General features: G+C 46.3%; 12 protein-coding genes and 2 pseudogenes. 6 read left to right on the top strand and 8 right to left on the bottom strand.

Annotated features, from left to right (window positions below):
- Nucleotides 1-22 precede the first annotated feature (22 nt).
- The 6 genes from DWY57_RS13210 (at nt 23) to DWY57_RS13185 (ending at nt 8,413) form a co-directional block, all read left to right on the top strand.
- Nucleotides 23-730, top strand: a complete 708-nt coding sequence (locus DWY57_RS13210; RefSeq protein ID WP_171030463.1) for a precorrin-2 C(20)-methyltransferase — start codon at nt 23-25, stop codon at nt 728-730.
- A 91-nt stretch (nt 731-821) separates the two neighbouring features.
- On the top strand, nt 822-1,217 hold the full coding sequence (locus DWY57_RS13205) for a DUF1573 domain-containing protein (protein ID WP_117599729.1): 396 nt from the start codon (nt 822-824) through the stop codon (nt 1,215-1,217).
- Between the two features lie 182 nt (nt 1,218-1,399).
- The gene (locus DWY57_RS13200) at nt 1,400-3,391 is read left to right on the top strand and encodes an oligopeptide transporter, OPT family (RefSeq protein ID WP_119961901.1); all 1,992 of its coding nucleotides are present in this window, start codon (nt 1,400-1,402) and stop codon (nt 3,389-3,391) included.
- Between the two features lie 18 nt (nt 3,392-3,409).
- Nucleotides 3,410-4,297 (top strand): alpha/beta hydrolase, encoded by an 888-nt coding sequence (locus DWY57_RS13195; RefSeq protein WP_119961900.1) that lies wholly within the window; start codon nt 3,410-3,412, stop codon nt 4,295-4,297.
- A gap of 8 nt (nt 4,298-4,305) precedes the next feature.
- Nucleotides 4,306-7,527 carry a glycoside hydrolase family 2 TIM barrel-domain containing protein gene (locus tag DWY57_RS13190; RefSeq protein ID WP_119961899.1) on the top strand — a complete coding sequence of 1,074 codons (3,222 nt, stop codon included), beginning with the start codon at nt 4,306-4,308 and terminating at the stop codon, nt 7,525-7,527.
- Nucleotides 7,528-7,624: 97 nt separating this feature from the next.
- The gene (locus DWY57_RS13185; protein WP_119961898.1) at nt 7,625-8,413 is read left to right on the top strand and encodes an N-acetylmuramoyl-L-alanine amidase-like domain-containing protein; all 789 of its coding nucleotides are present in this window, start codon (nt 7,625-7,627) and stop codon (nt 8,411-8,413) included.
- Between the two features lie 78 nt (nt 8,414-8,491).
- On the opposite strand, the gene DWY57_RS13180 is transcribed toward DWY57_RS13185, so the two are convergent.
- From DWY57_RS13180 to DWY57_RS13145, 8 genes and pseudogenes are all read right to left on the bottom strand, one after another.
- Nucleotides 8,492-10,054, bottom strand: a complete 1,563-nt coding sequence (locus tag DWY57_RS13180) for an ATP-binding protein (protein WP_119961897.1) — start codon at nt 10,052-10,054, stop codon at nt 8,492-8,494.
- A 128-nt stretch (nt 10,055-10,182) separates the two neighbouring features.
- Nucleotides 10,183-11,133 carry a glycosyltransferase family 4 protein gene (locus tag DWY57_RS13175; RefSeq protein WP_119961896.1) on the bottom strand — a complete coding sequence of 317 codons (951 nt, stop codon included), beginning with the start codon at nt 11,131-11,133 and terminating at the stop codon, nt 10,183-10,185.
- 97 nt (nt 11,134-11,230) lie between these two features.
- Nucleotides 11,231-12,127 (bottom strand): NAD-dependent epimerase/dehydratase family protein, encoded by an 897-nt coding sequence (locus tag DWY57_RS13170; protein ID WP_119961895.1) that lies wholly within the window; start codon nt 12,125-12,127, stop codon nt 11,231-11,233.
- Nucleotides 12,128-12,168: 41 nt separating this feature from the next.
- A complete protein-coding gene (locus tag DWY57_RS13165; protein ID WP_226791161.1) occupies nt 12,169-12,291 on the bottom strand; it encodes a nucleotidyltransferase domain-containing protein in 123 nt (40 codons plus the stop codon).
- 180 nt (nt 12,292-12,471) lie between these two features.
- Nucleotides 12,472-12,964, bottom strand: a pseudogene (locus tag DWY57_RS13160) (transposase); the annotation flags it as partial.
- Nucleotides 12,954-13,337: a hypothetical protein gene (locus DWY57_RS20735; protein WP_133302458.1), complete on the bottom strand. Its 384-nt coding sequence runs from the start codon at nt 13,335-13,337 to the stop codon at nt 12,954-12,956. The pseudogene DWY57_RS13160 and the gene DWY57_RS20735, both read right to left, overlap by 11 nt.
- Nucleotides 13,338-13,416: 79 nt before the next feature.
- Nucleotides 13,417-13,778: pseudogene (locus tag DWY57_RS21625) on the bottom strand (hypothetical protein).
- A 79-nt stretch (nt 13,779-13,857) separates the two neighbouring features.
- On the bottom strand, nt 13,858-14,901 hold the full coding sequence (locus DWY57_RS13145) for a glycosyltransferase (protein WP_119961894.1): 1,044 nt from the start codon (nt 14,899-14,901) through the stop codon (nt 13,858-13,860).
- Nucleotide 14,902 lies beyond the last annotated feature (1 nt).

The following is a 14,902-nucleotide window of genomic DNA, read 5'->3' as shown; positions in this document are numbered from 1 at the left end:
AACCTTTAATGTCTTCATGCAAATGTTCCCCGTCATATTTGTATCTCTCGGTCCCGGCGAACCGGAACTGATTACCGTAAAAGGCTTGAAAGCCCTGCAGACAGCCGACTGTATATTCTGTCCCGAGACACTGGCCAAAGATGGAAACAGAGTTTCACGCGCAGCCGACATCCTATTGCAACTCGACATTCCGGAAAACACGGTGCACCGCTTTCCACTCCCCATGAGCAAACAGCGCGAAAAAGCCCTGAGCGCCTACGACGAGGTCTATATGGAGAGCTCCACCCTCCGGCAACAAGGAAAGAAGGTCTGTATCGTTGCCGAAGGAGATGCCGGATTCTACTCTTCCATACACTATGTATATGACAAATTGCAGGCAGACGGCATCCCCGTGAAGCACATCCCCGGTATCCCCGCCTTCATTGCCGCCGGCGCATTGGGCGGGCTCCATGTAGCCAGCCAGGAAGAACGGCTGACGGTGATACCCGGCATCGTCACGACAGAAGAGATAGAAAGACTGACAAGCGAAAACAGTGCGGTTGTCATCATGAAGCTGTCCAGATGCACCGATGAGATTCACCGCTGCATCCGCCTGCATCCCGAATACCGGTATCACTATTTTGAGAATGTTGGCACTCCGGAAGAGAAGTATATCAATGACAGCAAGCGGATAGCGGCCATCCGCTTCCCCTATTTTTCCCTGCTTATCATTCGCCCAGAGGCCTTTTGAGCCCGATTTAATACAATTTCGCACACCATAGGCATTATTTTAATGAAAATGGGTTACCTTTGCGCCGTTGAAATATAAAAAAGATAAGAACATGAAGAAAGTCGTTTTTTATATGATGATGCTGGTTATGAGCATCGGTTATGCCTATGCACAAGGAAAGGCAGACATCAAATTCGAACAGACCACCCACAACTTCGGCACATTCTCCGAAAACAGTCCGGTAGTCAGCTACACCTTTAAGTTTACGAACGTAGGCGATGCTCCGCTTGTCATCCATCAAGCTGTAGCTTCCTGCGGATGTACCGTTCCCGAATATTCACAAGAACCGATAGCACCGGGAAAGACAGGAACAGTGAAAGTAACCTATAATGGAACCGGAAGATACCCCGGACACTTCAAGAAATCCATCACCCTGCGCACCAATGCCAAAACGGAAATCATGCGATTGTTTATCGAAGGGGACATGACCGCTAAAGATGCCAAATAAGCATTTTACCATACAGAATTAAGGAGATTTTTTTAAATCTCCTTTTTTTTTGCTTTCTTTGCCTAAAATGCGAAGATAGGCTGCACCTCAGCAGAATAATAATGAGCTTGCTCATTTTATCCAGCATTCGGTTTGCACTATCTTTGAAGTCTATTAAAGAAAAACATAAAACTACAAAACCTATGAAACAAGAAGAAGAACCTATTACCGGCTTGCCGGAAAATGCGTTCCGTGAACTGAAACCGGGAGAAGTGTACAACCCTCTGATGAGCCCGGACAAGAAGTATTCAGAAGTAAATGCCTGGTCGGTGACATGGGGTATTCTGATGGCCATTCTATTTTCGGCCGCAGCCGCCTATCTGGGGCTGAAGGTGGGGCAAGTATTCGAAGCCGCCATCCCCATCGCCATCATTGCCGTCGGCGTATCGGGTGCCGCCAAACGCAAGAACGCATTGGGCGAAAACGTCATTATCCAGTCTATCGGTGCCAGTTCTGGCGTCATCGTGGCAGGTGCCATCTTCACCCTTCCGGCACTTTATATCCTTCAGGAAACCTATCCGAAAGAAATCACTGTTACCTTTGCACAAGTCTTTATCAGCTCTCTGCTGGGAGGTGTGCTGGGTATTCTCTTCCTTATCCCCTTCCGCAAATATTTCGTGAGCGACATGCACGGCAAGTATCCCTTCCCCGAAGCAACAGCCACCACACAAGTGCTCGTCTCCGGTGAAAAGGGCGGCAGCCAGGCAAAACCATTACTCATGGCAGGTATCATCGGTGGTCTATACGACTTCATCGTGGCAACCTTCGGCTGGTGGAACGAGAATTTCACTACCCGCGTATGCGGCCTCGGCGAAATGCTGGCCGAGAAAGCCAAGCTGGTATTCAAGGTTAATACGGGTGCTGCTGTGCTCGGTCTGGGCTATATCGTGGGACTGAAATACGCGTCCATCATCTGTGCCGGTTCGCTGGCCGTATGGTGGATTATCATCCCCGGTATGTCCATGATTTGGGGAGACTCCGTACTGAACCAATGGAACCCCGAAATCACAGCAACCGTAGGCGCTATGGCTCCGGAAGATATTTTCAAATACTATGCCAAGAGCATCGGTATCGGTGGTATAGCCATGGCAGGTATCATCGGCATTATCAAGTCCTGGGGCATCATTAAGAGCGCCGTAGGGCTGGCTGCCAAGGAAATGGGCGGTAAATCCAATGTAGAGGCCAGCGTGAAGCGCACGCAACGGGACATCTCCATGAAGATTATCGCCATCGGCTCCATCATCACATTGCTGCTGGTTGTTCTGTTCTTCTACTTCGATGTGATGCAAGGTGACCTGACACATACCATTGTAGCCATCCTGCTGGTAGCAGGTATCGCTTTCCTGTTCACTACCGTGGCAGCCAATGCCATTGCGATTGTGGGCACAAATCCCGTATCCGGAATGACGCTGATGACATTGATTCTGGCATCCGTAGTCATGGTAGCCGTAGGGTTGAAAGGTCCCGGAGGAATGGTTGCGGCACTGGTGATGGGTGGTGTTGTATGTACGGCACTGTCCATGGCGGGAGGCTTCATCACAGACTTGAAAATCGGTTACTGGCTGGGTAGCACGCCTGCCAAGCAGGAGACCTGGAAGTTCCTCGGAACCATCGTTTCTGCCGCTACCGTAGGTGGTGTAATGATTATCCTGAACAAGACGTACGGTTTCACCAGCGGACAACTGGCCGCTCCGCAGGCCAATGCCATGGCAGCCGTTATCGAACCTCTGATGAACGGTGTGGGTGCTCCTTGGCTGCTCTACGGCATCGGTGCAGTGCTGGCCGTCATCCTCAACTTCTGCAAGATTCCCGCACTGGCATTTGCATTGGGTATGTTCATCCCATTGGAACTGAATGTCCCGTTGGTAGTGGGCGGTGCCGTCAACTGGTACGTGACCAGCCGCAGCAAGGATGCCGCTCTCAATGCCGAACGCGGGGAAAAAGGCACACTGCTTGCCTCCGGTTTCATTGCCGGCGGTGCATTGATGGGCGTGGTAAGCGCCGCCATGCGCTTCGGAGGAATCAACCTCGTGAACGATGCATGGTTGCAAAACACTTGGTCTGAAGTGCTGGCGCTGGGTGCTTATGCCATTCTGATATTCTACCTCATCAAAGCTTCCATGAAAACCAAATAACCTCTAAATACCAAGAACATGAAAAAGATTCTACTTTTATCTTTTCTATTTGCAACGACCATGTTATCTGCACAAAAGCCCGTTGAGCTGCCCCTATGGCCCAACGGTGCCCCCAATAACAACGAACTGACCAATTCCGGACAGAACCATAACAACGAATGGGTGTCCGATGTCACCACCCCTACCCTTACGGTGTATCCTGCCTCCCACCCCAACGGCATGGCCATCATCATGTGTCCGGGAGGTGGCTACGGAGGGCTGGCCATGAAGCACGAGGGACACGACATGGCTCCCTGGTTCAACACACAAGGCATCACCTATGCAGTACTGAAATACCGTATGCCCAACGGGCACCATGAAGTGCCCCTTTCCGATGCCGAACAAGCCATCCGCATGGTACGCAAACATGCCGCTGAATGGGGTGTCAATCCTCAGCGCGTAGGCATCATGGGCGCTTCTGCCGGCGGCCATCTGGCAGCTTCGCTTGCCACACTATACAGCAGTGACAAAACCCGTCCCGACTTCCAGATCTTGTTCTATCCGGTGATTTCCATGCAGAAAGGCGTTACCCATGGAGGTTCCCGCCAGAACCTTATCGGAGAAAATCCATCTCAGGAGCTGGAACAAAAATACTCCCTCGAAAGACAAGTGTCCCCACGCACTCCGCAGGCTTTTATCATGCTTTCTTCGGACGACGACGCAGTGCCACCCATCAACGGCATTGGCTATTTCCTCGCCTTGCGTGACCACAAAGTGCCTGCCAGCCTGCATGCCTACCCTACCGGCGGACATGGCTGGGGATTCCGGGACAACTTCACCTACAAGCGTCAATGGACGGAAGAACTGGAGAAGTGGTTGCGTGAAGGGCTCGTATTCCCGGTCTCTGAACCTACCACAAAGAAATAAAAGCAATTATGAATAAAAAGTATTTTTTACTCACTTGCCTCGCAGCTTTTCCCTTTGCCCTGACTGCTCAGGAGAACAATCGCTACGAAGAGATTACCAACCCCAAGCTGACAAGCATCAACCGGGAGCCTGCCCGCAGCACGTTCACCTCCTACGTCACGGAGGCCGATGCCGTCATCAATGACCGCAAGAACGGAACCTTCCGCTTGTCCCTTAACGGGAAATGGAAATTCCATTATGTGGAAACCTTCGCCGACCGCCCCACGGACTTCATGATGGACCGTGTGGACGCCAGCCGCTGGCCGGACATCAATGTACCCGGAAACTGGGAGTTGCAAGGATTCGGCACGCCCATCTACGTGAACCATCCCTATGAGTTCTGTTCTTCGGGCTATCCTCCTTATTGGGACAAGCCCAACCCTCCGTACGTTCCCAAGGAATGGAATCCCACCGGCACCTATCGCCGCGAGTTCACCCTTCCGGGAGACTGGGACGATAAGGAGATTTTCCTGAGTGCCGACGGTGTACGCGGGGCAGCCTTCTACTACCTTAACGGCAAGTTTGTAGGCATGAGTAAAGATGCAAAGACTCCGGCGCGTTTCAACGTCAGCGCCATTGCCAAGAAAGGGAAGAATGTCATTGCCATTCAGATACACCGCTTTTCCGATGCCAACTATCTGGAATGCCAGGACTTCTGGCGCATCAGTGGTATCGAACGGGACATTTACTTATATGCCCAGCCTCAAATCCATCTCACAGACTTCAAGGTGGAAGCTCCTCTGGACGACAACTACCGGAACGGTATCCTCAAGGTAAAGGTGCAGTTTACCAATGAAAGCGGACAAAACGCCCCATTTGTCGTTGGTTACCGCCTGCTGGACAAGAACGACCAGCAGATAGCCCAGTCCTCTACTCAGGTCAGCGGTGACCAAACGGAAGTGGAATTCACCAAGAAGACCATCCAGGAACCCCTGCAATGGACAGCCGAAACGCCCAACCTCTATACCCTCGTCGTCAGCTTGAAGCGCCCGAACGGAGATGTGATTGAAGCGACAAGCTGCAAAGTAGGTTTCCGTACAGTGGAAATCAAGGACAAGCAACTGTTGGTAAACGGACAACCTATCCTCGTGAAAGGCGTGAACTATCACGAACACAACGAGAATACCGGTCACTATGTCTCCGAAGAACTGATGAAGAAAGATTTCGAGCTTTGGAAGAGATACAATGTCAATACCGTACGCACTTGCCACTATCCCCAGCAGGAACGTTTCTACGAACTCTGCGATGAATATGGTATCTACGTCATCGACGAAGCCAATATCGAAAGTCACGGCATGGGTTACGACTTGCGGGTAGGCGGTACGCTGGGAAACAATCCGCTCTTCATGAATGCCCATCTCGACCGCACCATGAATATGTACGAGCGGGACAAGAACCATCCGTCAGTCATCATCTGGTCGCTGGGCAACGAAGCCGGGAACGGATTGAATTTCTACGTCACTTACAACACCTTGAAGACACTCGACAGCCGTCCCATCCAGTATGAACGTGCACTGTTGGAATGGAATACGGACATCTACTGCCCGATGTATGCTCCCCCTTCCTATCTGGAGAAGTATGCCCGGAACAAGGAGATGACGCGTCCCCTCATTCTTTGCGAGTATGCCCATGCCATGGGCAACAGTCTCGGCAACTTCCAGGACTACTGGGATATCATCGAAAAATATCCCATCCTCCAGGGCGGCTGTATCTGGGACTGGGTAGACCAAGGCTTTGCCGCCAAGACAGACGACGGCCGTAAATACTGGACCTATGGCGGCGATTATGGCGAGAACGGCACTCCCTCCGACGGCAATTTCTGCATCAACGGCGTGGTATACCCCGACCGCAGTGTCAAACCGCAGACGGAAGAGATGGGGAAGGTCTACCAGAACATCAAGTTCCTCGACTTCGACAAGCAAACTTCCACCGTGAAAATCCGCAATGATTTCTCTTTCACCAATCTCGACAAGTACGACTTCTACTACATCATCCGCGACCACGGGAAGGAAGTCTACCGTGGCAAGATTGAAAATATCCATGCTGCACCGGGCAAGACGGTAACCACCGGCTTTCTGAACGGCATACCCAAAGAGAAACAGACAACGGGAGATGTACGCATCGAGTTCTATGCAGCCATCAAGACGGCAGAACCTTTCCTCCCGGCCGGCACGGTCATTGCACGCGAACAGACCTACGTCCATACCTTCTACAAGAAAGAGGCTACGGCACAGAAGCCCGCCACTTCTAAGGAAGAAGGAAATTTGGTGGCGTTCTCCGGTCCCGACTTCAAAGCCACCTTCGACAAGCAAAGCGGCCTACTCACCTCCTATTTGTACAAGAAGCACGAGTACATACTGAACGGTCAAGGTCCCCGCCCATTCTTCTGGCGTGCACCGACGGACAATGATTATGGAGCCAACCTCCCCGTCCGCCTCAAAGCCTGGAAAGAGGCAAGCTACCAGGAACCAAAAGCCGAAAGTTTCCAAGTGACTCCGGGCAGCAATGCCACGACAGTAAAGGTAACCTACCGTTTTCCGCAGACATACGCCCGTTGGGACATCACCTATAAGATATATGCCAGCGGAATCATCAAGGTAGACAACCGGTTCATGGCCGAAGGAGACCAAGCTCCGATGATACCGCGTGTAGGCCTGCGGATGCAGCTGCCGGAAAGCTTTACAGACTTGACCTACTACGGTCGCGGTCCGAAAGAGAATTACCGAGACCGCCGTACCTCCCAGTTCATCGGAGAGTACGCCATCCCGGTCAAGGATATGTACGAGCCTTACGTCCGCCCGCAGGAGAACAACCATCGCACGGATATCTATTGGTGCGCTCTTACCGATAAGACGCAACGTGGTTTGCTGCTCATCGCCGACCGTACTTTTGAGCTGAACGCCTCCAACTATCCCCTGGAAAGTATGGACAGCGGCGACACGATTGACAACGGCGCTCCGCGTACCGAAAAGACCCATCACCGCCACCTCACCGACCCTCTACCGGAAAAGATGGTCGATTTGTTCATTGACTACCGCATGATGGGTGTCGGTGGAGACGACAGTTGGGGCGCAACCGCCCATGAACCCTATCTGATCCGTCCGGGCAAGGAGAATGCCATCGAATACGGTTTTACCCTTGTTCCGTTCGATAAAAAGGAAGATTATAAATATTTAATCCGGCAATATTGAATTTAATCCCTCCGGATTAAGCTTTTATAAAAAGGATGTAGTAAATTTGCTGCATCCTTTTTACGTTTAAGAACAATAATAATCAAAAGAGAGAAAAATGAAAACAATGACTAAATTTATGTTCAGCGCCCTCTGCGCCGCAGCCCTGGTAACTTCCGTTTCTGCCCAGGGAGGGAAAGATATGTTGAGCAATGGAATAAAGTATCTGGATGTGCCATACGTAGCCCATACGCTGGAGGCAGATGGTCCCGAGGAACTCGTCATCAACTGCGATGAGGTAGACTGCACTACGCTGGTGGAATATGTACTGGCAGAGACGCTTACCCCCAAATTGGCCGACGGAGACATCTCGGAAAGCGCTTTCGCCGATAACCTGCAAAAAATTCGTTACCGTGACGGTAAAATCGACGGGTACACTTCCCGCCTGCATTATATTGCCGACTGGATAAACAATGGCGTACGCAACGGCTTCCTTCAGGATGTAACGGGCGCCATGAGTCCCGACACCGAACAGTTATCCATCTCCTACATGTCTTCCCACCCCCAACTCTACAAGCAGCTGGCAAATTCTTCGGAGAACATAGCCAAAATGAAGAAGATTGAACAATCCTTGTCCGGCAAGGAAGTTCACTATCTTCCCAAAGCCAAACTTCCCGCCGATGGTCTCCCGTGGATTAAAGACGGCGATATCATAGCCATCACCACCAACACTCCGGGGCTGGACGTAGCCCACATGGGAATCGCTTTCTATGCAGATGGCAAACTCCTGTTGGTACACGCTTCTTCTACCGACAAGAAAGTGGTTGTTTCCAAAGTCCCCTTGTCCCAAATGCTGAAAGACAATAATAAGTGGACGGGAATACGGGTGCTGAGAATGAAGAAATAAGGTGAAATACTATAATACGGAAAAGGCGATGGAGAATAGAATCTCCATCGCCTTTTCCATATATATGATTGTTCGTTCCTATTCCTCTACGACAATATATTCATCAATATTCCGTGTTTCTTTACTGAAGTTCACACCTACTTTCACTAATTTCCTGCCATCCAAGGTATAAGGAATCAGATACCCCTTCTCATCTATTTGCGTCAGAGCTGCGTCGGCTGTACCGTCCAGTTTGAACTCAAAAACATAAATAGCGGTAGGGGTATGAACTACCGCGTCCGCACGGCCGCGGCTGCTGCGAACCTCGGACCGGATGAACTGTCCCAGCAAAGTAAACACTACATGAAAAATAACCTGATAATGACGTTCCGTATCATCACTCAACTCGTACGGAATACCGGAGAAGAATATCTTAAGACGCTCCATAAACGCCTCCACATCCCCACTCTTCAATTCACGCATGAATTTAGCGATGTGGAAACCAGTCTCATCATCAGTAACTTTAGTATAAAAAGGAACCAGAAAATTCAGAAAGCCGTAACGAACCTCATCATTTGGAAAGCCTAAAGTGTATAGCTTCACATCATCATCATACCCTTTTATGGTCAAATAACCACTTTGATAAATCATCGGAAGAGGATTATTTGTTTCCGCACGATATTCAGAGAAAGCGGAAGCCAGCACTTCCACTCCATCTATCAATAGACGTATATCGTAATCACTCTGCTTCAGCAAGTCAACCAAGTAAGTAGGTGTGCCGGTCTGAAACCAATAATATCCCATCTCTTCTGCATCAAAAGCATTCAATACACTGAACGGATTGAACATTCCTACACCTTCCGGATGAAAATGATAACCATCATATTGACGTTCCATCAAATCAATCACTTCTTGTAAAGATATCCCTCTTCGTTTAGCCAGTCTCTCAAGTTCCGGCAGAAAGGTTTTCACCAACTCCTCTTTGGTAATACCACACAAAGCAGCGTAAGGAGACTTCATGCTGATATCATTCAGCTGGTTCAAGTCACTGAACACACTTACTTGCGCAAACTTGGTCACTCCGGTCAGGAAAACAAAACGAAGATAACGGTCAGCGCTCTTCAAGACACCGTAGAATGCTTTCAATGTTTTCCGATACTCATCCAGCAAGTTCTCATCCAAGACCGCTTGAAGCAATGGCTTGTCATACTCATCAATCAGCACAACAACCTGCTTTCCTGTCTGCATGCATGCCCGCTCTATCACGTAAGCAAAACGCTCTTCCGGATTACGGTCTTTCTTCTCCTGACCATAGAGCAGCTCCCATTTCTCCAGATACTGATTAAGCATAGCCGTCAGGTCAGCAGCAGTTTCATATTTCCGGGCATTCAAATCCAAGTGCAAAACCGGGTATTCTTCCCATTCCTTTTCCAGCTGTTCGATGGCCAAACCTTGAAACAGATCCTTGCGTCCTTGAAAGTAGGCTTCAAAGGTAGAAAGAAGCAGACTCTTGCCAAAACGACGGGGACGGCTCAAGAAATAAGGTTTACCTACATTTGCAATTTGATAAACCATAGCCGTCTTATCTACATAGAGATAACCATCCCTACGTATTTCCTCAAAAGTCTGTATGCCAATCGGCAGTTTACGCATCTGTTCCATGTTATTATTATAACCTGATTGGTATATGACAAAGGTACGATTTATATTTCAAAAATAAGACGAAAGGCGATGGAGATTTTAGTCTCCATCGCCTTTCATTATTTTACTAATCATCATTTCAGTATTACTCACGTAGACTGGTGCAATCCGAAATACTTCTTCATAAAGCAGGTATAAGAAAAACAAAGCAAAAGAATTATACCTGTCAAATACCAATAACCGTAACCTAAACACATTATATATCCTACGATTATGATTGCCTGCACCGCCATGTAAATAGAAGAAACCATTACATGAGGAATCTTCAGCTCATTCGCCATAATCTGATACAGATGCTTGCGATGCGGCAAACCGATATTCTCATGAAGCATCAGACGGTGAATGATAGTCAGTACACTATCCACACCATAAACGGATAAAAGGACTATCCAGCTGAAATCTTCCGTTTCAATGATGAGCCTGCCTATCAGGAAAAGAAGGATGAAGGCAATGCTCACCGACCCCACATCACCCGCAAAGCATTTGGCTTTCTTACGAAAATTGAAGAAACAGAAGACTAGAACGGAACAGATAACGGTATAGATGAAATCCGCTTCCACAAAAGTAACCACCTCCTTATTGATATAGGCCAACGCAGCAAGAATAACCAGAGAATAACCACCGGTTATGCCGTTAATGCCATCCATAAAGTTGTAGGCATTGATGATGCCCGTACAGACTATCAAGGCTATGACTATCCACCACCAGGACAAGGAGAACAGCCCCCACTGATAAAACATCATAGCCATAGCAGAGAAATGAAAAAGCAGCCTTGTCATCTGTCCGGTGGATTTCATATCGTCCACGAAGCTGATGAACGTCACCAGTGTCAAGGCAAGCAGGAACCAGGGATATTCAAAACTACTTGTCAGAAAATAGGCCAATGCACCAAAATAGAAAATAATCCCACCACCGCGTAAAGTCACTTTCGTATGGGAACTCCGCTCATTGGGCTTGTCGATGATATTGCACCTATCAGCCACTCTAAAATAAAAAAGTTCTGCCAAAAACAGCAGAACCAAGACCATCCAATAATACATCATCCGTTTTTGATTATCCAGTAAAACCAAAGCTGAATACATGTAAATCCCAAAGATACAATACCCAGCCCTATCAATATGACATCTAAATATACATTCATTCTATCTTGAAGTTTTCCAATACACGGGTCGGCTTCCATCCCAATTCACGCATCGCCTTTTCGTTACTGAAAGTAAGCGATTCTGTGATTTTCTTCAGTTTCAAAGAATTGATAGGCGCTTTCTTTCCTAAGCAATCTCCTACCAAAGCCATACATTTAGCTGCCCAATAAGGTATTGAGAAAGGCATTTTTTTATTCAGCTGTTTGCAAATAACCGCTTCCAACTCTCTGAAAGAAGGATGGTAACTATCACATACATTATAGACACCTCCTTTTTCTGCCAACAAAGGAACCAGACTTGCTATATCCTGTACCATCAACACACTCTTCCGCGCACGACTTCCGGCAATACCTAAATATCTTCCATTGCGTATGCCTTGAATCATCGCTCCTAAATTTCCCGGAGGATTACACCCAGCAATTAAGGAAGGACGAATAATACCCAAAATAACGTTGTGTTTGTAGCACCATTTATGCAAAAACTCTTCGGCCAGACGTTTGCTCATGGCATACGGAGTTTTCCCACCCAAAGGATACTCTTCTGTTATCTCTTCTCCATACTCGCAACCATATACGGCTACTGTAGAAATAAAGATAAAAGCTCGGGGAACCCCTCTTCTTTCCAATGCTGCACAAAGATTCTTTGTACCTTGCAGATTTACATCAAAAAAAGCTTGTTTCTCTGCTTTCGTCTTGGGTGTCACATGTGCTTTTCCAGCTGCATGAAGAACGATATCATACCGTTCACGCAGCTCCGGTATCTCCTGTGCCATGTTCACGGTATAGTCATCCTGTGGCAACAGACCTACAGTAGTAACCTCATATATAGCTTCCAAAAGAGGATGCACGTTGTTACCCAAGAACCCGGAGGCCCCTGTAAATAAAAGTTTCATGAAAATTAAATAGAAAAAATTAACTCAAAAGAAAAGTAATATCAAAATGCTGTTCCGGAGTCATAACAAAATTCCTTCCCCATCTCAACTAATAACAACAAATCAATGTCGCTATCCGAACGTACATCACCACGTGCCTCGCTCCCATAAAGAATAACCTTCAAATCAAGAAAGTTACGATGTAATGCTTCTTTATATTAATGATACGACATGTGGACGACTCATAGAAACTTTGTTAAGTATGGTGACAAAGTTTCCGTAAGTACTCAATTTAGGGCATACCCCTTAATGAAAGCACTTTTCAGTGCCCTAAAACGAGTTTTGTTAATTAATTAGTTTTGAATTTAACATTGGCTGGTAGCCAAAGTGATTTTGCCAGGAACCATGTTAACATAATCCCTGCACCCGTTAAAAATATTTTTGAAAAAAGTTCCAATGAAGTTCCAGATAGAACAGCCATGAAGCTTTACAGTTCCTATTACACTATGATAAGTTACAGCCATCCCAGCACCGGAATCACTGCCATAATGAAGGGAATTGTTGCGTTGAGTGGTCAGCTTCCGAAGTAAGCCCGGCTTCATCATAAACATGTTCTTTCAAAAAGAATCTCTTTAAAAGGTTTGAAAAACGCCCGGCTACCGGTTCACCGCCTTGATTACCGGCTTTAATGAACTTGTTGTTTGCATGAGACATGCAAACCTGATGTATAGCTGATTTCAGCTCATTGCCGATAAATACATAAGCATTGTATCCGTCAGACATAATACTCTTTAATTCCGAATCACCCAAGAAGTCTGTTAGTACCTCACGACTGCGAGAGTCATTCTCATAGAAGAAAGGCTACTCCCATCGTTTTATACCCGTCGGGACGATTGCCCAGGTCACGTTCCTTTTGGGGAAGAACCGGCCTATTCCGAAATTTATTTTTGTCCAGAGAATCTGTACGGAGTGTATCGTCCGTACCGTCATATTTAAACCTTTGATTTACAAACATAAAGGCAGCAAAACAATCTCGAAACCTCAAGTAAACAAACCTATTCGTCTGATTTTTTAATATTTTAACCATAGGAATCTCAAGTATCAGAATTACATCTTTCCAGTCGATCCGATAAACCGTATCTGCCTCATTCCGCTCTACTTTCATAAACTGATAGCCAGCAACAAACTTCTTTTCGAACAGGCTGTATGAACGGTTGTCAAATGAAAACATACGGACTATTCTCCGATTTCGAGACAACGCATATCGGCAAAGTCACGGACATAATAGAAATAATTCAGACCAGTTACATTCAATATAATCTCTTCAGTTTCTCTACCATGCGAACTAAATCCTGATAACTTAAATTCTTTTGGGATAAACGCAGCCTATTGCTGATACGAATCTCAAGCCAAATACGAGCAGAGGTATCATTACTGCTTTTTGATGCAGGGGTAGGTTGGTCACTAGTCCTGTTTTTTTCCTCATAGGTAATCACAGAGACATCATCAACCCAGACTGCAACCACTTTTTTGCGAGTATCCTTAAACCATTTCTGGAAAATGTTATAAGGTACTTTGTTCCTAACACAAAACGATTGGAGAGATTCTCCATGAGGCAAGCCTCGCTCTGGTACTGAAAATAAAACCTTTCAAGATATTCACTGCTATACATAATTCTATAAATTTAGTTGGCAGCAAAATTATTACTTTCAATTAATAGCCATTTTTTGACTGCTTACTCATCTATTTGTTTAATCCACAATTCCATTATAAATCCTCAAATATCCATCTATCATATTATCAACAGTCAGCTTCTTTTGATAGCTTTTTAAAGCGTTTTTTGAGAAACGGGTATAAACATCTTTATTCTCTAAAATATAGCAGATTTTCTCACAGAAAGCTTTCGCTGAATTCTCTACTGTATAACCATTTTCATCATCTAATACAATCTCGCTAATACCTCCTACTTTTGAAGCAACCACCGGTTTTCCAAAAGCCATGGCTTCAATAATAGTCATCGGTAATCCTTCATAATTACTGGGAAGAATAAACAAATCAGCGTATTCATTATACGCGCCCGCATTGGGAAGACTTCCCATGAAAAACACATTTTCAGAATACTGTCCACGAAATTCATGCTGATTACCAATCCAAACAAAGGCATATTGAGGTAATAATTCAGAAACTTTCAGAAATAAGTCTATATTTTTTGGGGGAGATAATCTGGCAATACATAATATTATCTTTGAATAGCTTCGCATTTTATTAAAGGGACTTTCCGGTAAACGCAATGGTTGACTAATACCATTATATACAAAACAAACATTGTTATTTATCCCCTCATTACACAAATTATCTTCATCATATTTACTTACACCAATAATAGTTCTACACCTAAATTGCAGCATCTTTTCGAGGAATAAATATTTTCGATGGGCTATACGTATAGAATCAAAGCCATGAACTGTATATACTATTTTTGCAGAAGGAAATGCTATTCGGCCTAATAATCCGGCTTTTGATGAATGCAAATGAATTATATCTGGGTGATACTTTTTATAAAGTTTCCGCATAGCTCGAATTGTCTTGATTTCATTGAGTAGAGACAAAGCTCTTCGTAACGATGGAATGCGTTCACATATCACAGACGGATGAAGCAACAACCACATTTTTCCGTCACCAGCTCCCGCCGCCACTATCACCTCATGTTCTTTAACCAACCTATTTGCCAGATTGACAACGACCGACTGTGCTCCTCCAAGATCACAGAGAGTTATTACTTGAAGTATTCGCATA

Source organism: Bacteroides sp. AF25-5LB (genome assembly GCF_003602965.1).
Taxonomy (GTDB): Bacteria; Bacteroidota; Bacteroidia; order Bacteroidales; family Bacteroidaceae; genus Bacteroides; species Bacteroides uniformis.
Note: the sequence above shows the minus strand (reverse complement) of the source record. Positions and strands in the feature narration are given on the sequence as shown.

Bases quoted from the DNA above. Each gene is read 5' to 3' on its own strand.
- DWY57_RS13210 (WP_171030463.1), top strand. From the start codon at position 23: ATGTTCCCCGTCATATTTGTATCTCTCGGTCCCGGCGAACCGGAACTG.
- DWY57_RS13205 (WP_117599729.1), top strand. From the start codon at position 822: ATGAAGAAAGTCGTTTTTTATATGATGATGCTGGTTATGAGCATCGGT.
- DWY57_RS13200 (WP_119961901.1), top strand. From the start codon at position 1,400: ATGAAACAAGAAGAAGAACCTATTACCGGCTTGCCGGAAAATGCGTTC.
- DWY57_RS13195 (WP_119961900.1), top strand. From the start codon at position 3,410: ATGAAAAAGATTCTACTTTTATCTTTTCTATTTGCAACGACCATGTTA.
- DWY57_RS13190 (WP_119961899.1), top strand. From the start codon at position 4,306: ATGAATAAAAAGTATTTTTTACTCACTTGCCTCGCAGCTTTTCCCTTT.
- DWY57_RS13185 (WP_119961898.1), top strand. From the start codon at position 7,625: ATGAAAACAATGACTAAATTTATGTTCAGCGCCCTCTGCGCCGCAGCC.
- DWY57_RS13180 (WP_119961897.1), bottom strand. From the start codon at position 10,054: ATGGAACAGATGCGTAAACTGCCGATTGGCATACAGACTTTTGAGGAA.
- DWY57_RS13175 (WP_119961896.1), bottom strand. From the start codon at position 11,133: ATGTATTATTGGATGGTCTTGGTTCTGCTGTTTTTGGCAGAACTTTTT.
- DWY57_RS13170 (WP_119961895.1), bottom strand. From the start codon at position 12,127: ATGAAACTTTTATTTACAGGGGCCTCCGGGTTCTTGGGTAACAACGTG.
- DWY57_RS20735 (WP_133302458.1), bottom strand. From the start codon at position 13,337: ATGTTTTCATTTGACAACCGTTCATACAGCCTGTTCGAAAAGAAGTTT.
- DWY57_RS13145 (WP_119961894.1), bottom strand. From the start codon at position 14,901: ATGCGAATACTTCAAGTAATAACTCTCTGTGATCTTGGAGGAGCACAG.